Source organism: Streptomyces sp. NPDC014907, assembly GCF_055562975.1.
The window spans coordinates 137,719-162,200 of the sequence record NZ_JBVHEG010000004.1; the positions used below are offsets into that span (position 1 = coordinate 137,719).

Consider the following 24,482-nt stretch of genomic DNA (forward strand, 5'->3'; position numbering starts at 1 on the left):
GCCGTGTTCCCGGCCCGCGTCCTACGGGACCCAGTGGTTGCCCGAGGCCGTGATCATGACCTGAAGCTGGATGCTCGCCGAGAAGTAACTGCTCGTGTCGACGGGGGTGTTCAGCATCTTGCTCCACAGGGCGTCCAGCCAGGCCTGGCTTCCCGGGTCGGTCATCGCCGCCACGGCGAACGGGGCGAAGAAGGCGGCCTCGCCGCCGGAGGAGATCTGGGTGCCGTTGAGCTTGTAGCCGATGCCGATCCTGTTCGGGTCGCCGCCGGTCTTCGCCTTGATCCAGCCGTTGAGCTTCCGCGCCGCCGCGAGGGACGTGGCGTCCCCGCTGGTCACCGCGTCGTCCCCGATGCGCCACGGCGTGCGGCAGGCGTTCCACCAGTAGAAGCCGTCGTTGTCGTGCTCCAGGACCTTGCCCGGGGCGGGCTTGGGCGTGGTGTCGGTGTTGACGACGAAGTCGGGCAGGAGCCCGGTGCCGGAGGCGTACGTGGACTGGAGACGGGCGATCTGGGTCTGGTGCGCGGTGCGCACGGCGTCCCAGGTGGTGTCGCCCGTGGCCGTGCGGAAGGCGCGGAAGTGGTCGGCCATCCAGTCCGAGGTGCGGGAGACGTAGTAGTACTGGTCGCCGGAGCTGCTCCAGTCGCCCAGCTTGAGGAGCCTGGTCGCCGGGTTGAGCTCGTCCTTCTTGATCGCGGCGATGTGCTTGAGCGCGAGGGCCTTGTAGTCGTACGTGCCGGCGCTGCCCCACTGCTTGTCGGCCAGGAGCAGGCCGTAGGCCACGTCCATGTCGCCGTCGGTGGCGCCGTCGCCGCCGGAGACGCTCACGCAGTCCTCGTTCTGTTCCGCCGCGAGCAGGTCCGGGTTGACGGAGGACGGGTGGTCGATCTTCCACTTGACGAGTCCGTCGAAGATCTTCCGCGCGTCCGGGTCGGCGCCCGCCATGGTGGCGGTCACGACCATGCCGTACCCCTGGGCCTCGGCGACGTACGGGTGGTCGGCGTCGGGCGAGTACACCTGGTACCAGCCGTTGCCGCAGTTCTGCCGGACGAAGGCGGCCTTCCACTTGTTGTAGTAGTCGACGACCTTCTGGTCGAGCACGGCCTGCGAGCCGGAGGGCTTCAGCGTGCCGGCGGTGTACGGCCTGAGGTGGCTGCCGAAGGGGACGGCCGTGCCACCGCCGCCGCCCCCGGAGGACGGCGTGCCGAACACCTCGAACTCCCAGAGGGAGTAGCCGTACGGGGTGCCCCGCCCGGTCCCGTACATCCGGACGTACCGGCCCTTGCCGGAGACCGTCAGGTCGTCGACCGCTCCGTCGCCGGTGCCGGTGGAGTAGACGTCGGTCCAGGTCGACCCGTCGGCCGAGGTCTGGACGCGGTACGCCTTGGCGTACGCGGCCTCCCAGGTGAGCTTCACGCGGGAGATCGTGTGCTCGGCCCCGAGGTCGACACGTATCCACTGCGGGTCGACCCCTTCGAGGCTCGCCCAGCGGGTGGCCGTGTTCCCGTCCACCGCGAGCCCGGCGCCGAAGGCCGGGGTCTCGACGGACGAGGCCGTCACCGGCTTTCCGGTGGACACCGGGCCGTCGGCGGCCCGCGCCTGCGGCAGGACCGTCAGGGGCAACGCCAGCAGACCCGCGAGCCCGAGAAGCGAGGCGCTTCGTCGACGCATGGCAACTCCCTTTCTCTTCAGGGATGTTGGTTAGGAATATTTCCTAACCAACGGCGGAGAGTAGAGAGGGCGGGGGTCCCGCGCAAGACCCCGCACGGAGAGGGGTCGCCGGGCGGCCGGTGACGGAGGGGGTGACCGGGGGCGGCGGGCGTCCCGGGCCCGGGGGGAAACGGATGTGCGATTGTCATACCCGCGTGATAGTCACTACCCCCACGGGGCGGACGATCACCGGCCGCCCCGTTCGCACACGGCAAGGGGTGGGGACATGGCGTTGCTCCGTGAATGGGGGCTCGCGCTGGGGAAGAGGGCGGGACGGCCCGTCGCGCGGCTGGAGAAGGACGAAGGCGGCCCCGAGGCGGCCCGCGCCCGCGAGGCGGCCGCGGCGGCGGACTGGGCCACCGTGCGGGAGGTGCTCGAAGCGCGCCCCGAGAGCGAGGGCCGGACGGACCTCCTGTGGGCGGTCTGCGACACCGCCGGCGTGGAGGAGTGGATCACCGGGGTGGTCGAAGCGGAGCCGGAGGCGGCGCTGCCCCGGCTCGTGGCGGGCCTCCGCCACGTCAGCTGGGGCTGGGAGGCCCGGACCGGGGCCCGCGCCAAGGACGTCTCGCGGGAGCGGTTCGAGACCTTCCACGCGCGGCTGCGCACGGCCGAACGCCATCTGTACGAGGCGGCGGAGCGCGAACCGGGATGGGCCTCGCCCTGGTACTGCCTCCAGGTCAGCGGGCGCGGCCTGGAGGTCGGGCCGGAGGTCGCACGGCGCCGGTTCGAGGCGACGGTGCGGCGCGCCCCGCACCACCTGGAGGCGCACCAGCAGCAGTTGCAGCAGGTCTGCGAGAAGTGGGGCGGTTCGCACGAGGAGATGCACGCCTTCGCGCGCGCGTCGGCGTTCGGCGCGCCCGCCGGGACGCTCCTCGGCCAGCTCGTCGCGGTCGCGCACCTGGAGGAATGGCTCTCCCTCGACCCGGGACCGGACGCCGCCTACATCCGCCGGCCCGACGTGGTGGCGTCCCTGCACGAGGCCGCGGACCACTCCTACCGGCACCCGGACTCCGTCCGCCGGAGCGGCCGGCTCCAGGTGCTCAACAGCTTCGCCATGGCCTTCTCGCTCGCCGGGGACCGCGAGGCCGCGCGGGAGTGCTTCCGCGCCACCGGGGGGCGCGTCACCGAGTTCCCCTGGTCCTACCTGAACGGCTCCGACCCCGTCGCGGCCTACCGCGAGCGGCGTTCGGCCGCCGGACGCTGAACCGGCGGGCGGGCGGCGCGCGGCGCGGTCCCTCCCTCCGCTCCCCCCTGTCCCCTCCGTACCCCCGTCCCCTCCTCCCGCCCGTCGGCACGGGCGTGTTCACCGAAGGACTTCCCCAGTGCCTCCTTCCGAGTCGGCGCACACCTTCCAGGTCGATCTGCGCGGCCTGGTCGACCTGCTCTCCCACCACCTCTACTCCAGCCCCCGCGTCTACCTGCGCGAACTGCTCCAGAACGCCGTGGACGCCATCACCGCCCGGCAGGCGCTCGACCCCGCCGCGCCCGGCACCATCACCGTGCGCACGGGTGACACGCTCACCGTCACGGACACCGGCGTCGGCCTGACCGAGGCGGACGTCCACCGGTTCCTCGCCACCATCGGGCGCAGCTCCAAGCGGACCGCCGAGGGCGTCCTGGACGGCGCCGGACTCGACGCCGCGCGCGGGGAGTTCATCGGCCAGTTCGGCATCGGTCTGCTCGCCTGCTTCGTCGTGGCCGACGAGATCACGGTGGTCAGCCGGTCCGCTGCGGACCCGTCGGCGCCCGCCGTGGAGTGGCGCGGCCACTCCGACGGCCGCTACACCATCCGGAACCTGCCCGCCGCGGAGGCGCCCGCGCCGGGCACCACCGTCCGGCTCGTCCCGCGCGCCGACAACGCCGAGTGGACGAGCCCGGAGCAGGTCGTCCGGCTGGCCCGGCACTACGGCGGGCTCCTGCGGCACGAGGTCACCGTCGTCGGCTCCCGGGGCGAGGCGCACCGGATCGACGAGGCGCCGCCGTGGGAGCGGAGCCACCGCTCCCCGCTGGCGCGCCGCGAGGCCCTCACCGCGTACTGCCGCGACCTGTTCGACTTCACCCCGCTCGACAGCATCGAGCTGGACCTCCCGGCGGCCGGTCTGCGCGGGGTCGCGTACGTGCTGCCGACGGCGGTGAGCCCGGCGCAGCGCGCGGGGCACCGGGTCCACCTCAAGGGCATGCTGCTCACCGACAAGGCACCCGAACTCCTGCCCGAGTGGGCGTTCTTCGTGCGCTGCGTGGTCGACACGACCAGCCTGCGGCCCACCGCCTCGCGGGAGGCGCTGTACGAGGACGGCACCCTGTCCGCCGTGCGGGACGCCCTGGGGGACCGGATACGCGACTGGCTCACCGGGCTCGCCGCCAGCGATCCGGCCCTGCTCCACCGCTTCATCGACACCCACCACCTCGCGGTCAAGGCCCTGGCCCGGTACGACGACGAGCTGCTGCGCGTCGTGCTGCCGTGGCTGCCGTTCGAGACCACCGACGGCAACGTGACCCTGGAGGAGTTCGCGCGGACGCACCCGACGGTCCTGGTCACCCGGAGCGTCGAGGAGTTCCGCCAGGTCGCCCCCATCGCCTCGGCCGCCGGCCTGGGCGTCGTCAACGGCGGCTACACCTACGACCGCGACCTCGTGCACCGGCTGCCCGAGATCCGTCCGGGCACGTCCGTCACGGACCTCGACCCGGCCACGGTCACCGCGCACCTGGACGCCGTGGACCCGGCCGCCGAACTGCGGGCGGCCGCCTTCCTCGCGGTCGCCCGGGAGACGATCGGCGTCCACGACTGCGACGTCGTCCTGCGCGACTTCCAGCCGGTCACCGCGCCCGCCCTCCTTCTCGACAACCGGGAGGCGCGCCACGAGCGGACGCGAGCGGACCTGGCGGCCGACAGCGACGGCCTGTGGGCCGACATCCTCGGCTCGCTGCGCCAGGAGGCCCCGCGCGCCCAGCTCGTCCTGAACCACCTCAACCCGCTGGTCCGCCAGGCGATCACGATCAGCGAGCGCGGTCTCGCCGTGACCACCGCCGAAGCGCTCTACGGCCAGGCGCTGCTGCTCAGCCGCCGCCCGCTGCGGGCGAGCGAGAGCGCCCTGCTCAACCGGGCCTTCATCGGCCTGCTGACCCACGCCATGCACCGTCCGGACGCGGCGGCACCCGGCTCCGAGCCCCGGAAGGAACTGTAGATGCTGGACACGCCCGAGGCCGTCGTCGAGGCGCTGCGCGAGAACCACGAGCGTCCCCACGGGACGCACCGGACCGTCACCGCCGAGGAGCTGGTCGAGGCCGCCGGGGTCTTCGAGGAGCCCGACACCCTCGTCACGGCCCTCCTGGAGCTGATGACGGCGTACGAGTTCACCGGCGAGCAGCGCAAGTCCCCCGTGGTCTTCGCCCGGCTGCTCCAGCTGTGGGACACCGCCCCGGGGTCCTTCAGCACGTGGGAGGCCCATCAGGTCTTCTGGCGCTTCAAGTGGGTGACGACGTCCCTGCTCCAGGTGCCGGAGGTGCCGCTGGACACCGTGCGCGGCTGGGTGGACCGGATGCGGGACCGGTACGAGGAGGCCGGGCACGGGATGCAGCCGGTGGCGGCCATGCGGTACCAGATCGCCGCCCACACCGGGGAGGGCGTCGCCGACGCCTACGACCTCTGGGCCACCCGGCCCCGTACCGACCTGAGCGACTGCGAGGCCTGCGAGACCCGGCACCACGCCTCGTACCGCGTTGCGGCGGGGGACGACGCGGGGGCCCTCGACATCTGGCGGCCGGTCCTCGACGGCTCGCAGTCCTGCAGCGAGGAACCGCAGATGAGCCAGGCGCGCGCCCTGCTGCCGCTGCTGCGCCTGGGCCGCACGGACGAAGCCCGCTCCCACCACCTCACCGGCTACCGGCGGATCCGGGGCAACACCGGCATGCAGCGCGAGGTCGGTCTGCACCTGGAGTTCTGCGCCCTCTCGCGCAACGAGGGCCGGGGCCTCGAGGTCCTCGCGGAGAACCGCCCGCTGTTCGGGGCGACCGGTGCGCCCCTGGACCGGCTGGGCTTCCTCACCGGCGTGGAGGTGCTGCTCGCCCGGCTGGTGGAGGACGGACACGGGGAGACGCCCGTCGCCGGTCCGCCCGGCCGGAACTGGACGGCGGACGGTCTGCTCGCGCACGTCCGCGCCGAGGCGGACCGGCTCGCCGGCGCCTTCGACGCGCGCAACGGCACCACGGCCGTCGGGGACCGCCGCCGGCGGCGTCTCGGGGAGCGCCCGCCGCTCGACGAGCCGCTGCCGCTCGGACTGCGGACGACCGCCGCCGTCCGCACCCCGGCGGGCGCGGGCACGGCCCCGGCGTCCGCCGTCCCCGGCGTGCCGGAGGACTTCAACGCCCTGGTGCGCGAGGCGCGGACCATGACGCGCCGCGGCCACCCCGGGGCCGACAAACTGTGGTCCCTCGTCTCCGGGAGGCTCGCCGACGGCTCCGCCGTCCACGACGAACGGCTCGGCCCGGAGGAGCTGCTGCGGGCCGAACTGGCCATGTGGCGCGCGCAGAAGCACGCGCGGGAGGACCGGGACGCGGAGGGCACCGCCGCACTGGAGGAGGCCGCCGCGCTCTACGAGCGGATCGGGATGCCGTGGCACGCCCTCGCCGCCCGGGCCCACGCGTGGGCGAACGCCGCCGGAGCCTCCGGTGACGGGGACGCGGCGCGGGAGGGGGACGGCGCGGCGGGTTCCGGCGCGGCGGCCGGGACCGCCCGGGCCCGCCTCGACGAGGCGCTGCGCGAGGCGGAACGCCTCGGGGCCGGGGCTCCCCCGGCCGACGGGGTGTACGGGGAGGGCGAGGCCGCGGCCGGTGACGAGGCGGCGGCGGAACGCGTGCTGAAGTACCTCACCGTGCTGTACGCCCACACCTTCGCCGCGTACCAGGAGGTGATGCGGCGGATGCCGGAGGTGCCCGCCGCCGTCCTGGAGCGGTTCGAGGAGTCCGCGCGGAGGACGCGGGCCGAGGCGGAACGCCTGTCCGTCCCCCACCAGGTGGCGAACGCGCGCCAGTTCGTCGCGGACGTGGCCGGGCGGCGGGGCGACGCCGCGCTCGCCGAGTCGGAGCTGCGCGCGGCCCTGGCGGACGTCGACGCCTCGGGCCGGCCCTGGCGCGGTGCGCGTCCGCGCGCCATGCTCGCCCAGTTCGCGCTGGCCCGGCAGGAGCCCGCGGAGGCGGTGGAGCTGCTGCACCGGGCGATCGCGGACGCGGTCCGGTACGACGACGCGGACTTCCCGCTGGCTCCGGCGTACTCCCTGCTCGGCCACGCGGCCTCGCACCTGGGGGACCTCACGGGCGCCGTGCGCCACCTCTCCGAGGCGGCCGCCCGGTTCGACCGGGACGGGGAGCCCGGGGAGGCCGCGGACGTACGGCTCCAGCTCGCGGACGTGCTGACGCGCGCGGGGCGGCAGGCGGACGCCGTCGCCGTCCTGGAGTCGGTCCTCTCCCACGGGGCGGCGTCCTCGCTGGACGAGCGGGTGGCGGCCCAGGTGCGGCTGTCGCTGGCGCGGGGGCTGCGGGACCTGGACGAGTACCTGCCCGCCGCCGAGGAGTTCCTGCGGCTCGCGGACACGGTCGCCACGTGGGAGGAGGACGGCCCGATCCGCACGCTGGTGGCGGCGGAGACGGCGACCACGCTGGCGATGGCCGACCGCTGGGAGGCGGCGGACACCGCGTACGAACGTGCGGTCGCCGCGCACGCCGAGGCGCCGAACCCGCCCCTGATCGCGCTGATGGCGCGCGAGTTCGCCCGTCTCACGGTGGCGGCGCGGGGCTCCGAGGGGGTGGAGGCGGCCCTGGACCACCTGAAGCGGGCCGACGGGGTCCTGGCCGGGCTGACGGAGGAGGCCGAGGACTTCGCCGTCTGGTACGAGCGCGGCGAGGTGCACTACCGGCGGGCCCGCGTCCTGGCGGAGGCGGAGCGCTTCGAGGAGGCGCTGGCCGAGGCCGGGGCGGCGGTCGCCGTCCACGAGGAGGGCGGGGAGCGGGGCGAGCTGCCCAGGGCCGAGGCGGTCCGGTTCGCCGCCCTGGTCGAGGGCAACGGCCTGGGCCGGTTCGACGACGCCGTCGTCCGGCTGACGGCGGCGGCGGCGCGCTGCCGCGCGGCGGGCCATCCCGAGGCGGCGCGCGTCCTGGACGCCCTGCGGCAGGAGTACCTGGCGCGGCCCCGGGACTGAGTGCCCGGCGGTCGCGTCCCGTGGGGGGCCGGGCCCGTCCGCGGGGCGCGACCGCGCGGGCGGCCCGGACTCCGTACGATTCCCTCCGTTGTCACTCGTACGTCCGAAGGAGATCTCCATGGCCCAGGTCACGCTGAAGGGCAGCCCGGTGCGGGTCGGCGGCGTGCTGCCGGCCCCCGGCAGCCGGGCACCCGGCTTCACGCTCGTCGCCGAGGGGCTGGCCGACGCGTCGCTCGAGGACTTCGCCGGGATGCGCAAGGTCCTCAACATCTTCCCGAGCGTCGACACCCCGACGTGCGCCTCCTCCGTCCGCGCGTTCAACAAGAGGGCGGAGGAGCTGGAGAACACGGTGGTGCTCTGCGTCTCCGCCGACCTCCCCTTCGCCCAGGCGCGCTTCTGCGGTGCCGAGGGCCTGGAGAACGTCAAGACCCTCTCGACGCTGCGCGGCCGCGCGTTCCACAAGGACTACGGCGTGGACATCGAGGACGGCCCGCTGGCGGGCCTGACCGCCCGCGCGGTCGTCGTCCTGGACGAGAACGACACGGTCCTGCACGCGCAGCTCGTGGACGAGATCGCGGACGAGCCCTCCTACGACGAGGCGCTGGCCGTCCTGAAGTGACCGTCGCCGTCCCCGGAGGGGGCCCGTCGCCGGTGCCGGCGGCGGGCCCCTTCCGTCGTACGGGCTCACTTCCGCGCGCAGTCCGGGCACAGCCCCCGGTACGTCACGTCGGCCTTCTCCACGGCGAAGCCGAACCGTTCCGCCTCCGGCAGCGCGGCCAGCGGGTCCCCGGCCGGGTGGACGTCCCGGATGGTCCCGCAGCCCGAGCAGACCAGGTGCTGGTGGGCCCGGTGCGCGTTCGGGTCGTAGCGTCTGGCCCTTCCCTCCGCGGGGAGTTCCACGACCTCTCCCAGGGCGACGAGTTCGCCGAGGGTGTTGTAGACCGTCGCCCGCGCGATCTCCGGCAGCCGTTCGGCGGCCCGCGCGTGCACCTCGTCCGCCGTGAGGTGCACGTGCTCACCGGCCAGGACCTCCGCGACCACCCGGCGCTGGGAGGTCATCCGCCAGCCCCGGGATCGCAGCCGTTCCAGCAGGTCGCTCATGTCGGTTCACCTCTTCGGCCTCGGCGGGGTCCGGGGGGCGGCCGGTGCGCGACCGGTGCTCCTCGGACAATGATTTGACATTGTTCTTGACTTGGACAAGGTCCATCGTAGGATCGCTTCCGTTGATGGCCAAGGGACAGGAAGACGTCAGCGCGGCGGGGACCGGGAACGGGACGGCCCTCCGGACCCGGCCCGACCGCTCCGCCGATCCCCCTTCCCGAGCACTGTCGTCCACCAGGTCCGGAAGGATTCCGATGTCTGAGAACCGCGTGCCCGAGAACGAGGCGCCCGAGAACCACGACGCGATCGTCGTGGACGCGAAGCTGGACGAAACCGGAGGCGGCTGCCCGGTCGCGCACGGCCGCGCCGCCCATCCGACCCAGGGCGGCGGCAACAACCAGTGGTGGCCGAACCGGCTGAACCTGAAGATCCTGGCCAAGAACCCCGCCGTGGCCAACCCGCTGGGCGAGGACTTCGACTACGCCGAGGCGTTCGGGAACCTGGACCTCCCGGCCGTGAAGCGGGACATAGCCGAGGTGCTCACGACCTCGCAGGACTGGTGGCCCGCCGACTTCGGCCACTACGGCCCCCTCATGGTCCGGATGGCCTGGCACAGCGCGGGCACGTACCGCGTCAGCGACGGCCGCGGCGGCGCCGGCGCCGGCCAGCAGCGCTTCGCCCCCCTCAACAGCTGGCCGGACAACGTCAACCTGGACAAGGCCCGCCGGCTGCTGTGGCCGGTCAAGAAGAAGTACGGCCGGAACCTCTCCTGGGCCGACCTCCTGATCCTCGCGGGCAACGTCGCCCTGGAGTCGATGGGCCTGAGGACCTTCGGCTTCGCCGGTGGCCGCGCGGACGTGTGGGAGCCCGACGAGGACGTCTACTGGGGCCCCGAGAACGCCTGGCTGGAGGACGAGCGCCACACCGGCGACCGCGAGCTGGAGGAGCCGCTCGGCGCCGTGCAGATGGGCCTCATCTACGTCAACCCCGAGGGCCCCGACGGCCGTCCGGACCCGGTCGCGGCGGCCCGCGACATCCGGGAGACCTTCCGCCGGATGGCGATGAACGACGAGGAGACGGTCGCGCTCATCGCGGGCGGGCACACCTTCGGCAAGGCCCACGGCGCCGGTCCGTCGGAGAGCGTCGGCGACGACCCCGAGGCCGCGCCGATCGAGGCCATGGGCCTGGGCTGGGCGAACTCCCACGGCACCGGCAAGGGCGGCGACACCATCACCAGCGGCCTGGAGGTCACCTGGACGAACACGCCGACCACCTGGGACAACAGCTTCTTCGACATCCTCTTCGGTTACGAGTGGGAGCTGTTCAGGAGCCCCGCCGGCGCCCACCAGTGGCGGCCGAAGGACGGCGCGGGCGCGGGCACGGTCCCGGACGCCCACGACCCGTCGAGGACCCACGCCCCGACCATGCTGACGACCGACCTGTCGCTGCGCTTCGACCCGGCGTACGAGCGGATCTCCCGGCGCTTCCACGAGAACCCCGAGGAGTTCGCGGACGCCTTCGCGCGGGCCTGGTTCAAGCTGACGCACCGTGACATGGGCCCGGTCTCCCGCTACCTGGGCCCCGAGGTCCCGTCCGAGGTGCTGCTCTGGCAGGACCCGCTGCCCGAGGTGGACCACGAACTCGTGGACGCCGAGGACGTCGCCGCCCTCAAGAGGAGCGTCCTCGCCTCGGACCTGTCGGTCTCCCAGCTGGTCTCCACCGCCTGGGCGTCGGCCTCCTCCTTCCGCGGCAGCGACAAGCGCGGCGGGGCCAACGGCGCGCGCGTCCGTCTCCAGCCGCAGATCGGCTGGGAGGTCAACGACCCGGACCGGCTGTCGGCGGCGCTGCGCGTCCTGGAGGGCATCCGCGACGCGTTCAACGGCTCCCGGACCGACGGCAGGCGGATCTCGCTGGCCGACCTGATCGTGCTGGCCGGGACCGCGGGCGTCGAGCAGGCCGCCAGGAACGCCGGCGTCGAGATCGAGGTCCCCTTCCGGCCGGGCCGCGTGGACGCCTCCCAGGAGCAGACCGACGTGGAGTCCTTCGCCGCCCTGGAGCCGAAGGCGGACGGCTTCCGCAACCACCTCGGCAAGGGCAACCGCCTCCCGGCCGAGTTCCTGCTGGTCGACCGGGCCAACCTGCTGAACCTCAGCGCCCCCGAGATGACGGTCCTCGTCGGCGGCCTGCGCGTCCTGGACGCGAACCACCAGCAGTCGAGGCACGGCGTCCTGACCACGACCCCGGGCTCCCTGACGAACGACTTCTTCGTCAACCTGCTCGACATGGGCACGGTCTGGAAGCCGGTGGCGGGGGACGCGAACCTCTTCGAGGCCCACGACACCGCGACGGGCGCGGTCCGGTGGACGGGCACCCGCGTCGACCTCGTCTTCGGCTCCAACAGCGAACTGCGCGCGCTGGCCGAGGTCTACGCGAGCGACGACGCGAAGGAGAAGTTCGTGCGGGACTTCGTCTCCGCGTGGGACAAGGTCATGAACCTGGACCGGTTCGACCTCGCCTGATCCCCTCCCGCGGCCGGACGGCTCCCCCGCCGTCCGGCCCGGATCCCGGGGCCGGACGGAAGCCCGTCCGGCCCCGGGCGGCGGCCCGGAGGCTCAGGGCGTCATCGCGTACGCGCCCGACAGCGCCTCGACCCGCCGCCAGACCCGCTCCGAGCGCGCCCCGTCCGCGACGGGGCGCCGGACGGCGCCGATCGCCCAGAGCTGCTGCGTTTCGGTCGCGGAGTCCTTGCCGTGCAGCTCGACCGCGTGCGCGGAGAAGTCGCGGACGAGGACGGCGAACAGCTCGTCGAGCACGTCCTCGTCGAGGCCGGTCAGGGCGGCCTGCTCCAGGACGAGCTGCCCGTGGACGACGAGCGCGAAGAGCTGGCCGACGGCGAGGAGGAGGTCGAGGTCACGGCTCTGCTCCTCGTCGGGAGCGGCCTTGAGGACGAACTCGCACAGCGCGTCGGCCTGTTCGCGGAACCGGGCGACGTTGGCCAGGTGGGCGTACGCGTCGTAGGCGGGACGCCAGTCGTGGAAGCGGACCGAGCCGAGGCCCCGGGCGGGCCCCTGACGGAAGAGGAACGCGTCGTCGGCGGCGTCCAGGCGGGTCGGGACGGGCTCGTACGCGACCGGGTCGAGCAGGTGGTTGCGCATGAACTTGAGGATCAGCGCCAGGTTGACGTGGACGGTGCCCTCCAGCTTCGGCAGGCCCCGGATCTCCACGGCCGCCTCGGCGAAGTAGGTGTCCTTCTCGAAGCCCTTGGCGGCGATGACGTCCCACATCAGGTCGATGACCTTCTCGCCCTCCGTGGTCACCTTCATCTTCGTCATGGGGTTGAAGAGGAGGTAACGGCGGTCGTCGGGACCGGCGGTGCGGAAGTAGTCGACGGCCCGGTCGCTGAACAGCTTCATGCCGACGAGCCGGACGTACGCGTCGGTCAGCTCGCGCCGCACGTGCGGGAAGGCGGTGACGGGCCGGCCGTACAGGACGCGGTTCCGCGCGTGGGTGACGGCCTCGTACATCGCGTGCTCGCAGATGCCTATGGAGGCGGTGCACAGGTTGAACTTGCCGACGTTGACGGTGTTGAGGGCGGCGTCGAAGGCGGCGCGGCCGGTGTGCAGGACGTCCTCGGCGGCGACCGGGTACTCCTCCAGGCGGAACTCGCTGACGTACTTCGAGGAGTCGACGACGTTCTTGACGAGGTGGTACGCCGGGTGGCGGCTGTCGGCGGCGAAGAAGACGTAGCCGTCGGGGCCCTCGACGTCCGTCCGGCGGCCGAAGACGGAGACGAGTCCGGCCGCGTTGCCGTTGCCGATGTAGTACTTGGAGCCGGTGGCGCGGAAGCCGCCCTCGCCGTCGGGCGTGAGCAGCATGTCCGTGGAGTAGATGTCGGCGCCGTGCGACTTCTCGGAGAGGCCGAAGGCGAACACCTCTCCCTGGGCGAGGAGTCCGGCGGCGCGGGCGCGGGCGGCGGCGTTGTCGCTCTGCCAGACCGGGCCGAGGCCGAGGACGGTGACCTGCCAGGCGTACCAGTAGTCGAGGCCGTAGAAGCCGAGGATCTCGTTGAGGGCGGCGATGCGGGCGGTGTCCCAGCGCTTGTCGCCCTCGTCCTCGCCGGCGGCGGAGGACGGGGTGAGGAAGGTCGCGAAGAGGCCCTCCTCCGCGGCGAAGGCGAGGAAGTCGCCGAGCCAGGCGCGGGTGCGGTAGTCCTCGATGAGGCGGCGCTTGCCGCGCGCCTCGAACCAGTCGACGGTGGCGCGGAGGAGCCGGCGGGTCTCCGGGTCGAAGTGCGCGGGGTCGTAGGTGTGCGGGTTGAACAGCAGCGGGTCGGCCATGACGTCCGCCTTTCCGGCTCGGGTCGATGGGTGGTGCGGTGGGTGGTGCGGTGGGTGGAGGGGTCTTCCGGACCGGGTCAGCGCCCGGTTCCGAAGCGGTCGAGCGTGGCGAGGACGTCGTCGAGCCAGGCGATCATCATCCGTTCGTACGCGATGCCGCCGCGCAGGACGACGTGCTGGAGCTCCCGCTCGGCGTCGGGCGGGCCGTCCGCCGGGCCGTCCGCGCGCGGCTCCCCGAAGTCGCGCGTCTCGCCCGCGAGGTAGTGGGCGAGGCGTTCCGTGTGCGCCCGCCGGTGCCGCCGCACCTCGCCGGTCAGGGCGGCCGGGTCGTCGAAGGCGGCGCCCCGGATCTTCACGGCGAGGTCGTGCCGCACGCTCTCGGGCTCGATCGGCGCGTGCAGCCACGCGGAGAGCGCGTCCCGTCCGGGCCCGGCGACGGAGTACTCCTTCTTGTCCGGGCGCCCCTGCTGGGGCACGTCCCGGACATCGATCCAGCCGTCGCTCTCCATGCGCTTGAGCACGCGGTAGATCTGCTGGTGGGTGGCGGTCCAGAAGTACCCGATGGACCGTTCGAAGCGCCTGGCCAGTTCGTAGCCGGACCCGGGCTTCTCCAGCAGGGACACGAGGATCGCGTGGTCGAGCGCCATGCGCCCGATCTTGCTATGCAACGAGTTGCATAGCAAGGCCGGACGGGGCCGATGAGACGCGGCTCACCCCTCCGGTCGCCGTCCGGGGGAAAGCGCGAGGTTGCCGGCCGTTCGCGACGGGCAGGTTTGGGGGGCCGCAGGACGGGCATCGTCCGGATTTCGGCAGTGGGGGTGTCCCACACGCGGAAGCACGGGCGGCGCACCGCGCCGCCCCGGCGTGCCGTCCGAAAGCGTGTCCGTCCTTCCGGCGGGGAGCGGCGACGACCGGCGGGCCGCCTTCCCGCGGCCAGGCCGTCCGTACGGTGGTCCGCACAGGGATGCGGACCGAGGAGAGGAAGAGGTCGGTCCATGACAGTGCGTGCCGTCGAACTCCCCCGGCTGTGGATGCCCCACCCGCTGCGGGTGAACCCGCACCTGCCGGACCTGCACCGGGAGAGCGAGACCTGGGCCCGCGAGATGGGCATGCTGGACGGCCACGGGGACGGGCCGGAACGGCGCGGGATATGGAGCCCGGCCGCCTTCCACGCCATGACCGTCGACCAGTTGACCGCCTGGACCCTTCCCGACGCCCCGCTCGCCGGCCTGCGGCTCAACCACCGGTTCAACGTCTGGGCGCTGGCCTGGGACGACCACTTCGCCGCCGCCTTCAAGCAGACCGGCGACCTTCCCGGCGCGCGCGCCTTCACCACCCGGCTGCACGCCTTCCTGCGTCCCGAGCCGGACGCCCGGCTGCCGGAGCCGGTCAACGCCGTCGAGAGGGGGATCGCCGACCTGCGCCGGCACCTCTTCCCCCCGGAACTGGCCCACTGGCGGCACGAGTTCCACCGCGCGCTGGTCCGGTACGTCGACGCGGGGGTCGAGGAGCTGGCCAACAGCCTCAGCGGCCGCGTTCCCCATCTGATCGACTACGCCCCGTTCCGGCGCGAGAGCTTCGCCGCCTACACCGCCCCCTACTCCGTCGAACTGGCCACGGGCGCGCGGATACCGGAGCGCATCCGGCAGGACCGGACGGTCCGGGCCCTGCTGGACGCCTTCATGGACTTCATGGGGCTGGCGAACGACCTGGCCTCCTACGAGAGGGAGGTCCACGAGGAGAACGACGTCAACAACCTCGTCCTGGTGGTCGGCACCTCCCTGGGCATCCCCCTCCACGAGGCCGTACCCGCCGCCCTCCACCTGGTGAACGCCCGGCTGCGGGACTTCGAGCACCTCAGGCGGAACGAGCTGCCGCCGCTCGTACGGCGGTCCGGCCTCGACCGGGACGAGCGGGCCGGGCTGGAGAGGTGGCTCCGGGGCGCCTGCGGCTTCCTCTCCGGAATCCACGCCTGGTACACGGGAGCGCCCCGCTACGTTTCCGGGAACGTAGCGTTCCCGGAAACGTAGCGGGGCGGGCCCGGTTCCCCGTCCTACCGCCTCCGCAGGAGGCTCCTGACGCGCGCCCACCAGGACGTACGGGGCGCGGTCCCCGGCCCGGCCGCCGGCCACGGCGGCGCCGGGGGTTCCCCGCTGTTCCGGGCGGGCGGGGCCGGGAGGGGCGCCGGGTCGTCGTGCGCCCGGGGGGAGCGCGGGGAGAAGCTCACGGGCAGCGCCGTGAGGTGCCGGGCCCAGGTGGAGGAGCGCCAGGCGAGGCTCTCCTCGGGGACGGCCAGGACGACGTCCGGAAGCCGGGTGAGCAGGATGTCGATGCCGGCGTCGGTGATGATGCGGCCGATGTCCTGGCCGGGGCACTCGTGCGTGCCGGCGCTGAAGGACAGGTGGGCCCGGTTGTGGTGCACCGGGGCCGAGGGATCGGGACGGATCGTCCGGTCCATGTTCCCCGCGGCCAGGCCGAGGAGGAGCATGTCCCCCGCCCTGATCCGCTGTCCGCCGAGGGTGGTGTCGCTGTTGGCCCAGCGGGCCGGGCACACCATCAGCGGCGGCTCGTCCCAGAGGACCTGCTCCACGGCTTCGGGCAGGGTCATCTGGCCACCGGCCAGCGAGCCGCGGAACCGGGGGTCGGTGACGACCATGCGGAGGACGTTGGACATGAGGTTGGCGGTCGTCTCGTAACCGGCGAGCAGGATGAGGCGCAGGTGGTGCTGGACCTCCTCGTCCGTGAGGCCCGCGGGGTGGGCCATCAGCGCGGAGGCGATGTCGTGCCCCGGGTGGGCGCGCTTGGTGACGACGAGCCGTTCGAGGCTGTCGAGGACGTAGGCGTTGCTGGCGAGCGACGTCTCGGTGGCCTTGAAGAGGTCTCGGGCGGCGGAGACGAGTTCGGGACTCTCCTCGTCCGACATCCCGAGCAGGTGGATGAGGGTGAGCATGGGCAGGTGTTCGGTGAACTGCCCGACCAGCTCCGCCTCGCCGTCCTCGCAGAACCCGTCGATCAGCTGGTGGGCGAAGCGGGTGATGCGGCGGCGGATTCCCCGGTGGTCGAACTGGCCGAGGGAGGCCGTCACCGCGCCGCGCAGGCGCTGGTGCTCCTCGCCGTCCGCGCAGACGCAGTCGGGGCGCCAGCCGATCATCGGCATGAGCGGTGAGGTGGCGGGGTCGATCTCCCCGCTCCTCCAGCCGTGCCAGACCCGGGGGTCGCGGGAGAACTGGGTCGGGCGGCTGGCCACGTCCCGGTTCTCCGGGTAGCCCAGGACGAGCCAGGCGCGCACGTCGCCGTCGAGGAGCACGGGCGCCACCGGGCCGTGGGCGGCCCGCAGTTCCTCGTACAGCCCCATGGGGTCCGTCGCCGCCGCCGCGCCGTGGAGCCGGACCGCTCCGTCGGTTCCGGCGGGGGCGTGGGCCGGGCAACCGGGGGGCGGCACCTGGCCGGTGTGTGCGGTGGTGTGTCCGGCGGGTGGGAAGTTCATGCGGTCTCCTGGGCGGCGACGAGGGTGCACAGGTAGTCCATCAGCGAGAGCAGGGCGTCACGGCAGGACGCCCGGTCCCGTGCGTCGCAGGTGACGATGGGCACGGATTCGCCGAGGGCCAGAGCGGTGCGGAGATCCGGCAGGGGGTACTGCGGGGCCTCCGGGAAGGTGTTGACGGCCACGACGAAGGGGACGCGGCGGTCCTCCAGGCGGGTGATGACCTCGAAGCAGACCTCGATCCTCCGGGTGTCGACGAGGACCACGGCGCCGAGCGCGCCTTCGAAGATGCCGTTCCACAGGAACCAGAAGCGCTCCTGTCCCGGGGTCCCGAAGAGGTAGAGGACCAGTTCCCGGTTGATGCTGATCCGTCCGAAGTCCATCGCGACGGTCGTGGTGTTCTTGCCCTTGGCACCGGGGTTGTGGTCGATCCCGACGCCCGCCTGCGTCATGGTCTCCTCGGTGGTCAGGGGCGGGATCTCGCTCACCGCCCCGACCATGGTCGTCTTGCCGACGCCGAAGCCGCCGACGATCACGACCTTGACTCCCCTGGAGCCGTGGGGCAGCACGTCGGTGCCGCGCGGGCCGGCGACGAGGGCGTCAGAGCTTGCGTAGTCCATGGATCACCGCCTCCAGTAGGCCGCGTTCGGGGTATTCCGCCACGGGGACGGGTGCGATGGCCTCGACCCGTTCCTCCTCGACGAGCTTGGACAGCAGTACGGTGACGACGCTGAACGGAAGGCTGAGGTACGCCGACAGTTCGGCCACCGAGAGCGGGTACTCGCACAGGGAGAGGATGGCCGCCTGCTCGGGCTGCATCGCGGGGTCGGGCTCGGCCCGCGCCGCGATGAGGGTGACCAGGTCGAAGCCCTTGGCCGAGGGGCCCGGTCCGCCGGTGATGACGTAGAGCGGAACGGGGGTGCCTTCGTCCCAGGGATTCAGGTTCTCCGATGTCACATCGCCTGCCCGACGTCCTGCCGGGGCGGGCTGGTCATGTGCTGACCGATCCGGAGCACCAGTGTCCGCATGCGGTCGCCGAGCAGGCCCGCGTCCACCTCCTGGTCGGCGAGGACCGCGAGGTAGGCGCCGGGTCCGGCCGCCATCAGGGAGAAGTACCCGCCGTCGGCCTCGACCCCGACCATCCGCGTCGAGCCGTCCCCGTGCGGGAACATCTGCGCGATGGCCTTCGCCAGGCTCTGGATGCCGGAACAGGCGGCGGCGAGTGCGTCGGCGGTGTCGGGCGCCGTGTTCGCCTGCCCGATGCACAGGCCGTCGGCCGAGAGGACGACCACGTGTCGCACGTACGGAACGCTGCTCACGAGCTCCGTGAGCATCCAGTCCATGTTGGGCAGTGGCTGCATGTTACTCGTCCTCATCTGACGGCTCGCTGGGGGAAGGGAGGGGGGCGACGCCCGATCTTTTGTCTCCGTTGAACGCCTCCCACATCAGGCCCGGCTGGGGGGCCGTCCCGGAGGTGCTCCGGGAGGCGGGGGGCGTGGAGGTCGTCACCACGACCGGTGGCGGGACGGGCGTCTCCCTTCGCCGCTGCGGGAGCCCGTTGACGGTCGTCCCGGCCGTGCCGGAATCCCCGGCGGCGACGGCGCGCACCGGCATCGGCGCGGGTCCGTCCTGCGCCGGCGCGGGCCGGGCCGGCAGCGGAGCGGGCCCGGTGGGCACGGAGGCGGGCCTGGCCGGCATCGGGGCGGGCCTGGCCGGGCCGGGCACACGCCTCCGGGCCAGTCCGCCGGCCCTCGTGGTGGGCTGGGGCATCGTGGTGATGAGACGCCGGGGGACGAGCACGACGGCCCGTACGCCCCCGTAGGCGGAGGTGCGCAGGTGGACCTCGCAGCCGTGCTCGCGGGCCAGCCGGCTGACGACGGGCAGACCGAGCTGCGTCACCTCGCCGAGGCTGGCGAGCTGGATGGTCTTCCGCGACTGCTCCATGACGCGTTCGACGCGCTGCCGGACCTCTTCGGTGAGCCCGACCCCCCGGTCCTCGATCTCGATCGCGATGCCGGAGGGCACCTCGTTCGCGGTCACCTCCACCGGCGTGTGCGGGGGCGAGAACGACGTGGCGTTGTCGAGCAGTTCGGCGAGCAGGTGGATCAGCGGTTCGGCGCCCGGGCCGACCACGGCCACCTCGGCCACCGCCTGGAGCTTGACGCGGGGGTAGTCCACGATGCGCGACATGGCGCCGCGCAGGATGTCGTAGAGCGGGATCGCCTTCGACCACTGGCGGCCGGGCCGGGCGTCGCCCAGGACCGCGATGCTGGCCGCGAGGCGCCCGATCAGGGCGTTGCGGTGGTCGACGTCCTGGAGGCCGCGGGAGACCACGATGTCGTTGCCGTGCAGGATCTGCATGGCGTGGAGGTCCTTGGCGAGCTGGTGCACGATCGCCTGGACCCGGCGCGCGACCGCCACCAGGGCCCGCTGGGAGGCGTCCCGGGTGTGCTCCTCGCTCTCCACGGCCTCCAGCACCGTCCGCAGGGCTCCCTTGAGCGCCGCGGCGAACTCGTCGTCGATGTGCTTCCCGAAGTCGACGGCGCGCAGGATGTCCGAGGCCGCCTCGCCCCTCTGCAGGCGGGAGACGGCCGCGGGCAGCAGCTCCTCGGCGAGCCAGGCGGTGGTGGTCAGCTGGTCGGTCAGGCGCCCGAGCAGGGCGGCCTCGCGCTGCTCGTAGTACTTCTCCGCCTCGGCCCTCGCCCGTGTGTGGCGGGCCGCTTCCGCCGCGCGCAGCCGGCGGGCGGTCCAGGCCGAGGTGACGGCCGTCAGGAGGACCGCGACGAGGCCGCACCAGGCGACCGCCGGCCGTATCTGCGCGGGGGAGAAGAGCAGCCCCGCCGCGGTGGCTCCGGCCAGGAACCCCGAGGGGAGGAGCCACGTCCGGTCAGCCGAGGTTGACCGGGTTCTGGAAATCGAACCTGCATGAACCATCAAGGGGTCCCTAAACAGTCTGAAATGAGCGGACCGAGGTGACGCGATGCGCCGGAAGGAACGGGGGTGGACTCTCTTCGGGCAGGTGGGTGTGGTCCGACGAGTCCTCGCGGGTCACTTCGGAATCGCGATTTTGTTCGCTCCCCTTTGCAGCCGCGCTCCGTTCGCCACCCCACGGCGTCCATGACTCGCCGTGATCGTGGCGCAACACATCGGGGAGCATAGTCAGTTCGTGTTGCCCGTGTGACTTTGCGGAAAGGACAACCCCCACCGGTCATTCCGGGCCCATAAAACGACTGATCGTCCCACTGGAAATGCAATGAACCGATCAATTTCTGACGCCCGCCCCGGGGACTCCCGGCCGCCGCGAGGCGGGGACGCGGAACGCGCGGGAACGGGCGAAAGGCTCCCCCGCCTCCGCGCCCCTTGGCATGCTGGGACCACGACGGCCCCCGGACCCGGGAGCCGGTGACCGGGGTCCACCGGGACGGGGAGGTGGTGCGGTGAGCGACGGCGCACGGCATCGGGGAGAGTCCGCCGCGGCGGTGTTCGACGAGGTCGGCGCGCGCTACGAGGAGGTGTTCGCGGACGTTCCCGGCCAGCTCGCCGCCCTGGACTGGCTCACCGGACGCCTGGCCCCCGGCGCCCGCGTCCTGGACGTGGGCAGCGGCACCGGGCGCCCGGCGGCGGAGACGCTGACCCGGGCGGGCTTCGAGGTCACCGGGATCGACGTGTCGGGCGAGATGGTCCGCCTGGCCCGGCTGCGGGTTCCCGGCGCCCGCTTCGAACAGGCCGACGTGCGCGCCTACCTGCCCCCGGCCGGGGGGTTCGACGCGGTGTGCGCCTTCTTCCCCCTGCTGGTGATGGACCAGCCCGAGGTCGCGGAGTCGCTGACGAGGATGGCCTCGTGGGTCGCCCCGGGCGGATCGTTCGCGATGGCCACCGTGCCCGGGGACATCCGGCTCCTCGACATCGTGTGGATGGGGCACGAGGTCAGCGTGAGCAGCCTCGCGGCCGAGGAGCAGCTGCGCGTCCTGGAGGCGGCCGGCCTGGAGGTGGTCCATCACGACACCGCCCTGTACCGGCCGCACGGTCCGGGGGCGGAGCCCGAGCCGCACCTCTACGTGCACGCCGTCCGCCCGCCCGCGTAGTCCCGGCGGGGCGCGGGCCGAGGGCGCGCGGCGGGAGCGACAGCGATGGTGGAATATTCAACCATCGTTGTGCGCTGATCCGGTCGACCGCCTCCCGTGGGGCGGGCCCGGAACTCCGGAAGGGAAGAGCGAGTGAGCGACACGTACTACGAGTTCGGCACGGCCGGGGAGCGCTGGGACCGGGCGCGGCTGTTCTTCGAGGCGAAGGAGTACGGGACCGCCGTACGCATCCTGCGCGGCCTCGTCGCCGAGCACCCGGACCAGACGGCCCAGCGGCTCCTCCTCGCCCGGGCGTACTACCACTCCGCGCGGCTCTCCCGCGCCGAGACCGAACTGCGCGCGATCCTGGAGCGCGACCCGGTCGAGCACTACGCCCGGCTGATGCTCGGGCGCACGCTGGAGCGCCTGGGCCGCCCGGAGGAGGCCGCGCCGCACCTGCGCATGGCCGCCGCCATGGCGGGCGAGGCGGTGTCCTGACGCGCCCCTGATACCCCCGCGCGGTATATTCGCGGCCGGGAGGTCCGAGCCGTGCGCACACACCGGACGAAGCGGGAACGAAGGGCGGGAGGCGCCCCCGCGCGCCTCCTGCTCGTCGTCGTGCTCGCGCTCGGCGTGTTCCTGATGCACACCGTGGGCCACCCCGAGGGTTCCGGGGGCGGCGCGCACACCACCACCACGACGGCGGCCTCCCCCGCGCACCACGGCGGGGACTCCGGCGCCCCGCACGACCCCGGCGCCGCGACGGACATGAGCACCCTGTGCGTGGCCGTCCTCGGGGTCTGGCTGCTGGCACGGCTCGTCCTGGCCGCGCTGGGCCGCGGCCCCGGCCGGCTCGTCCCCTTCCTGGCGCGGCTCGCGCACGTACGGGCGCCGCACGCCCCGCCCCGCCGTCCTCCCGGCCCCACCCGGCTGTCCGTCCTGCGGATATAGGCCGCCACTCCGCCACGGGCGCCCCCGCGTCGCCCGTGCGCACCTTCGGCCTGCCCATTTCCGCCCGTACGGGACCCCCCGGGTCCGTACGAACAGCACACGAGGTATCACCCCATGCAGCACACGCGTGCCTTCACGAACCGCGCCGTCCGGACGTTCGCCCTCGCCGGCGCCGCCACCGCGACCGGGCTCCTGCTCACCGCCTGCGGCGCGGACGGCACCGCCCCGCCGGCGGCCGCCTCCCCGTCCGCGGCCTCCCCGTCCGCCACCGCCGCGCCGGGGGCCGCCGCCTCCCAGGCGCCCGCTCCCGGGCCCTTCAACGACGCGGACGTCATGTTCGCGCAGATGATGATCCCCCACCACGAGCAGGCCCTGGAGATGACGCGGCTCGCCGGCGGGCGGGCCGAGGACGCCGGCGTCAAGAAGCTGGCCGGCGCGATCGAGCAGGCCCAGGACCCGGAGATCCGGAAGATGCGGGCCTGGCTGAAGGGCTGGAACAGGCCCGGGTCGGCCGGCCACGGGGGCGGACACGGCTCCGGTCACGGCATGGCCGGGATGATGTCCGAACAGGACATGAAGAAGCTGGCGGCCGCCAGGGGCAAGGAGTTCGACCGCGCCTTCGCCGAACTGATGATCGCCCACCACGACGGTGCGGTGGCCATGGCGAAGGACGAGCAGCGGAACGGTCTCAACGCCACGGCCAGGAAGCTCGCCGACGACGTCGTACGGACCCAGTCCGCCGAGGTGTCCGAGCTGCGGACGATTCTCGGCCGCCTCTGACCGCCCCTCACCGTTCCCGGACCGGCGCGTCCGGTCCGGGAACGGCCCACGGCCACGCGCCGCGGCTTCCGGCCCCGACCGGGCCCGCCGTCCGGAACGCGGCGCCCGAGGGACCGCCGAAACTGTGCCGGCGGCGGCCCGGGGTCCGTGGGCGGGCCGTCCCGTTCACTCCCCCGCGCGGCGCTCCACGACCACCTCGCCGCCCACCACGACCGTCTCCGCGACGGTGCCGGGGATGTCCTCGGGAGCGACGCGGAGGATGTCGCGGGAGAGGACGACGAAGTCGGCCAGTTTGCCCACCGTCAGGGAACCGCGTTCGTGCTCCAGGAAGTTGGCGTACGCCGAGCCCATGGTGTAGCCCTCGACGGCGGTGGCGACGTCGATCGTCTCGCCGGCCGTCCACGCCTCGCCCCCGCCGGGCGGGCGGCGGGTGACGGCGGCGTGGATGCCGACCATGGGGTCCATCTCGGCGACGTTCCAGTCGCTGGAGAGGGCGAGGACCGCGCCGGCCGCGTGCAGGCTGCGCAGCGGCCACGCCTTGTGCCAGCGGTCGGGTCCGACGTTCTCGGCCCAGTCCCGGCCGGGCCCCGCGATGTCCGGGGCGGCGTGCCGGGGCTGCATGCAGGCGACGACGCCGAGTTCCGCGAAGCGCGGGGTGTCGGCCGGGTCGAGGCATTCGACGTGCACGATCTGGTGGCGCGCGTCGCGCGGCCCGTTGACGGCGCGGGCGCGCTCGACGGCGTCGAGGACGGTGCGGATGCCCCGGTCGCCGGTGGCGTGGACGAAGCACTGGAAGCCGCGCGCGTCGAGCCGGGTGAGGAGTCCGGCGAACTCCTCCGGCGGGTAGAAGGTGTCGCCGCGGTGGTGGGAGCAGCCCGCGTACGGTTCCAGGAGGGCGGCGGTGCGGGGTTCCACGACGTCGTCGATGTACAGCTTGAGCGGGCCGACCCGCAGCCGGTCGTCGGCGTGCGCGGCGGCCGCCGCACCGAAGGCGTCGAGGTCCTCCTCCGTCGTGCCGCGCGGGTGGAAGAGGGCGGCGACGATCCGGGAGCGCAGCCGGCCCTCGGCGCGGGCCCGCGTGAAGAGGGCGAGGTCGTCCAGGGAGTTCTGCGGTTCCACGACGGTGGTGATGCCGTAGCCGATCGCGTCGTCGAGGCTCTTGACGAGCCGCCCGTACTGGCGGTCCGGCGAGGCCCAGGGGAGGCCGAGGTCGCGCAGGGCGCGGTGGCCGTCGCGGGAGAGGCCCTTGATCGCGAAGTCCTGGACGAATCCGGTGGGTTCGCCGGTGGCCGGGTCGGTGACGGCCCTCCCGAAGGGGAGGTCGGTGTGGTCGCGGTCGATGCCGAGCCGTTCGAGGGCGGCGGTGTTCAGCCAGGCGGTGTGCACGTCGTAGCTGAGGACGAGGGCGGGGGTGTCGCCGGTGGCCGGGTCGAGGTCGGCGGCGGTGGGCATGCGTCCGCCGGGCACGGCCGAGTAGTCGAACGCCTCGGCCTCGATCCACTCGGCGTCCGGGTGGGCCGCGTGCCAGGCGCGGACGCGTTCGTGGATCGCGTCGAGGTCGCGGGCGCCCGCGAGTTGTGCGCAGGCGTCGTCGGAGCCGAGCCGGACGTGGTTGTGGGCGTCGACGAAGCCGGGCAGGACGAGCCGGCCGCCGGCGTCGAGGACCCGGGTGCCGGGGCCGGTCAGGGCGGCGGCGTCCTCGTCGTCGGAGCCGATCCAGACGATGCGGCCGTCCCGGACGGCGAGGGCCCGGGCCTCGGGGAGCGCGGGATCGACGGTGTGGACGCGGGCGCCGGTGAGGACGAGGTCGGCGGGGGCGGTGCTGTTCATGCGGGGTGGCTCCAGGACGTACGGGAGGGGTGGG

Annotated in this window: 20 protein-coding genes; 10 read left to right on the forward strand and 10 right to left on the reverse strand. The window is 73.4% G+C overall.

Annotated elements, in window-relative coordinates:
* Positions 1–21: 21 nt before the first annotated feature.
* Entirely contained in the window at positions 22–1,668 is a 1,647-nt protein-coding gene (locus tag ACZ3IL_RS12835) for a glycosyl hydrolase family 8 (RefSeq protein ID WP_467389538.1), read from the reverse strand.
* 265 nt (positions 1,669–1,933) lie between these two features.
* On the opposite strand from ACZ3IL_RS12835, the gene ACZ3IL_RS12840 reads away from it, so the two are divergent.
* The 4 genes from ACZ3IL_RS12840 to tpx all read left to right on the forward strand — a co-directional run bounded on the left by ACZ3IL_RS12840 (position 1,934) and on the right by tpx (position 8,520).
* Entirely contained in the window at positions 1,934–2,911 is a 978-nt protein-coding gene (locus ACZ3IL_RS12840; RefSeq protein ID WP_467389540.1) for a hypothetical protein, read from the forward strand.
* 118 nt (positions 2,912–3,029) lie between these two features.
* Positions 3,030–4,892, forward strand: a complete 1,863-nt coding sequence (locus ACZ3IL_RS12845) for an HSP90 family protein (protein ID WP_467389542.1) — start codon at positions 3,030–3,032, stop codon at positions 4,890–4,892.
* Positions 4,893–7,901 carry a tetratricopeptide repeat protein gene (locus ACZ3IL_RS12850; RefSeq protein ID WP_467389544.1) on the forward strand — a complete coding sequence of 1,003 codons (3,009 nt, stop codon included), beginning with the start codon at positions 4,893–4,895 and terminating at the stop codon, positions 7,899–7,901.
* A gap of 88 nt (positions 7,902–7,989) precedes the next feature.
* On the forward strand, positions 7,990–8,520 hold the full coding sequence (tpx, locus tag ACZ3IL_RS12855) for a thiol peroxidase (protein ID WP_467389546.1): 531 nt from the start codon (positions 7,990–7,992) through the stop codon (positions 8,518–8,520).
* 65 nt (positions 8,521–8,585) lie between these two features.
* Here the strand turns inward: tpx and ACZ3IL_RS12860 are convergent, their stop codons facing one another.
* Positions 8,586–9,002, reverse strand: a complete 417-nt coding sequence (locus ACZ3IL_RS12860; protein ID WP_467389548.1) for a Fur family transcriptional regulator — start codon at positions 9,000–9,002, stop codon at positions 8,586–8,588.
* 254 nt (positions 9,003–9,256) lie between these two features.
* Here ACZ3IL_RS12860 and katG point away from each other — a divergent pair, with 254 nt between their 5' ends.
* A complete protein-coding gene (gene katG, locus ACZ3IL_RS12865; protein WP_467389550.1) occupies positions 9,257–11,521 on the forward strand; it encodes a catalase/peroxidase HPI in 2,265 nt (754 codons plus the stop codon).
* 93 nt (positions 11,522–11,614) lie between these two features.
* Here katG and ACZ3IL_RS12870 read toward each other — a convergent pair whose 3' ends face one another.
* Positions 11,615–13,339: an acyl-CoA dehydrogenase family protein gene (locus tag ACZ3IL_RS12870; protein WP_467389552.1), complete on the reverse strand. Its 1,725-nt coding sequence runs from the start codon at positions 13,337–13,339 to the stop codon at positions 11,615–11,617.
* A 77-nt stretch (positions 13,340–13,416) separates the two neighbouring features.
* On the reverse strand, positions 13,417–13,986 hold the full coding sequence (locus ACZ3IL_RS12875; protein WP_467389554.1) for a PadR family transcriptional regulator: 570 nt from the start codon (positions 13,984–13,986) through the stop codon (positions 13,417–13,419).
* 348 nt (positions 13,987–14,334) lie between these two features.
* Here ACZ3IL_RS12875 and ACZ3IL_RS12880 point away from each other — a divergent pair, with 348 nt between their 5' ends.
* The gene (locus ACZ3IL_RS12880; RefSeq protein ID WP_467389556.1) at positions 14,335–15,369 is read left to right on the forward strand and encodes a terpene synthase family protein; all 1,035 of its coding nucleotides are present in this window, start codon (positions 14,335–14,337) and stop codon (positions 15,367–15,369) included.
* 23 nt (positions 15,370–15,392) lie between these two features.
* Here the strand turns inward: ACZ3IL_RS12880 and ACZ3IL_RS12885 are convergent, their stop codons facing one another.
* The 5 genes from ACZ3IL_RS12885 to ACZ3IL_RS12905 are packed head-to-tail and all read right to left on the reverse strand — an operon-like array spanning position 15,393 to position 19,757.
* The gene (locus ACZ3IL_RS12885) at positions 15,393–16,826 is read right to left on the reverse strand and encodes a cytochrome P450 (RefSeq protein ID WP_467389558.1); all 1,434 of its coding nucleotides are present in this window, start codon (positions 16,824–16,826) and stop codon (positions 15,393–15,395) included.
* Positions 16,823–17,443 (reverse strand): GTP-binding protein, encoded by a 621-nt coding sequence (locus ACZ3IL_RS12890; protein WP_467389560.1) that lies wholly within the window; start codon positions 17,441–17,443, stop codon positions 16,823–16,825. Before ACZ3IL_RS12890 ends, ACZ3IL_RS12885 begins: the two co-directional genes overlap by 4 nt.
* Positions 17,424–17,780 carry a DUF742 domain-containing protein gene (locus ACZ3IL_RS12895; protein ID WP_467389562.1) on the reverse strand — a complete coding sequence of 119 codons (357 nt, stop codon included), beginning with the start codon at positions 17,778–17,780 and terminating at the stop codon, positions 17,424–17,426. Before ACZ3IL_RS12895 ends, ACZ3IL_RS12890 begins: the two co-directional genes overlap by 20 nt.
* The gene (locus ACZ3IL_RS12900; protein ID WP_467389564.1) at positions 17,777–18,184 is read right to left on the reverse strand and encodes a roadblock/LC7 domain-containing protein; all 408 of its coding nucleotides are present in this window, start codon (positions 18,182–18,184) and stop codon (positions 17,777–17,779) included. Before ACZ3IL_RS12900 ends, ACZ3IL_RS12895 begins: the two co-directional genes overlap by 4 nt.
* Position 18,185: 1 nt before the next feature.
* Entirely contained in the window at positions 18,186–19,757 is a 1,572-nt protein-coding gene (locus ACZ3IL_RS12905; RefSeq protein ID WP_467389566.1) for an ATP-binding protein, read from the reverse strand.
* A 503-nt stretch (positions 19,758–20,260) separates the two neighbouring features.
* Here ACZ3IL_RS12905 and ACZ3IL_RS12910 point away from each other — a divergent pair.
* From ACZ3IL_RS12910 to ACZ3IL_RS12925, 4 genes are all read left to right on the forward strand, one after another.
* On the forward strand, positions 20,261–20,908 hold the full coding sequence (locus tag ACZ3IL_RS12910; RefSeq protein ID WP_467389568.1) for a class I SAM-dependent methyltransferase: 648 nt from the start codon (positions 20,261–20,263) through the stop codon (positions 20,906–20,908).
* A 132-nt stretch (positions 20,909–21,040) separates the two neighbouring features.
* Positions 21,041–21,385: a tetratricopeptide repeat protein gene (locus ACZ3IL_RS12915; RefSeq protein WP_467389570.1), complete on the forward strand. Its 345-nt coding sequence runs from the start codon at positions 21,041–21,043 to the stop codon at positions 21,383–21,385.
* A gap of 51 nt (positions 21,386–21,436) precedes the next feature.
* On the forward strand, positions 21,437–21,838 hold the full coding sequence (locus tag ACZ3IL_RS12920) for a hypothetical protein (protein WP_467389573.1): 402 nt from the start codon (positions 21,437–21,439) through the stop codon (positions 21,836–21,838).
* A gap of 114 nt (positions 21,839–21,952) precedes the next feature.
* Positions 21,953–22,618, forward strand: coding sequence for a DUF305 domain-containing protein (locus tag ACZ3IL_RS12925; protein ID WP_467389575.1), 666 nt, complete (start codon positions 21,953–21,955; stop codon positions 22,616–22,618).
* 165 nt (positions 22,619–22,783) lie between these two features.
* On the opposite strand, the gene ACZ3IL_RS12930 is transcribed toward ACZ3IL_RS12925, so the two are convergent.
* Positions 22,784–24,448 (reverse strand): amidohydrolase, encoded by a 1,665-nt coding sequence (locus ACZ3IL_RS12930; protein WP_467389577.1) that lies wholly within the window; start codon positions 24,446–24,448, stop codon positions 22,784–22,786.
* Positions 24,449–24,482: the final 34 nt, after the last annotated feature.

What these genes read in the sequence shown, in the direction of transcription:
- ACZ3IL_RS12835 (WP_467389538.1), bottom strand. Translation starts at nt 1,668, where the DNA reads ATGCGTCGACGAAGCGCCTCGCTTCTCGGGCTCGCGGGTCTGCTGGCG.
- ACZ3IL_RS12840 (WP_467389540.1), top strand. Translation starts at nt 1,934, where the DNA reads ATGGCGTTGCTCCGTGAATGGGGGCTCGCGCTGGGGAAGAGGGCGGGA.
- ACZ3IL_RS12850 (WP_467389544.1), top strand. Translation starts at nt 4,893, where the DNA reads ATGCTGGACACGCCCGAGGCCGTCGTCGAGGCGCTGCGCGAGAACCAC.
- ACZ3IL_RS12860 (WP_467389548.1), bottom strand. Translation starts at nt 9,002, where the DNA reads ATGAGCGACCTGCTGGAACGGCTGCGATCCCGGGGCTGGCGGATGACC.
- katG (WP_467389550.1), top strand. Translation starts at nt 9,257, where the DNA reads ATGTCTGAGAACCGCGTGCCCGAGAACGAGGCGCCCGAGAACCACGAC.
- ACZ3IL_RS12870 (WP_467389552.1), bottom strand. Translation starts at nt 13,339, where the DNA reads ATGGCCGACCCGCTGCTGTTCAACCCGCACACCTACGACCCCGCGCAC.
- ACZ3IL_RS12875 (WP_467389554.1), bottom strand. Translation starts at nt 13,986, where the DNA reads ATGGCGCTCGACCACGCGATCCTCGTGTCCCTGCTGGAGAAGCCCGGG.
- ACZ3IL_RS12880 (WP_467389556.1), top strand. Translation starts at nt 14,335, where the DNA reads ATGACAGTGCGTGCCGTCGAACTCCCCCGGCTGTGGATGCCCCACCCG.
- ACZ3IL_RS12885 (WP_467389558.1), bottom strand. Translation starts at nt 16,826, where the DNA reads ATGAACTTCCCACCCGCCGGACACACCACCGCACACACCGGCCAGGTG.
- ACZ3IL_RS12890 (WP_467389560.1), bottom strand. Translation starts at nt 17,443, where the DNA reads ATGGACTACGCAAGCTCTGACGCCCTCGTCGCCGGCCCGCGCGGCACC.
- ACZ3IL_RS12900 (WP_467389564.1), bottom strand. Translation starts at nt 18,184, where the DNA reads ATGCAGCCACTGCCCAACATGGACTGGATGCTCACGGAGCTCGTGAGC.
- ACZ3IL_RS12905 (WP_467389566.1), bottom strand. Translation starts at nt 19,757, where the DNA reads ATGGTTCATGCAGGTTCGATTTCCAGAACCCGGTCAACCTCGGCTGAC.
- ACZ3IL_RS12925 (WP_467389575.1), top strand. Translation starts at nt 21,953, where the DNA reads ATGCAGCACACGCGTGCCTTCACGAACCGCGCCGTCCGGACGTTCGCC.
- ACZ3IL_RS12930 (WP_467389577.1), bottom strand. Translation starts at nt 24,448, where the DNA reads ATGAACAGCACCGCCCCCGCCGACCTCGTCCTCACCGGCGCCCGCGTC.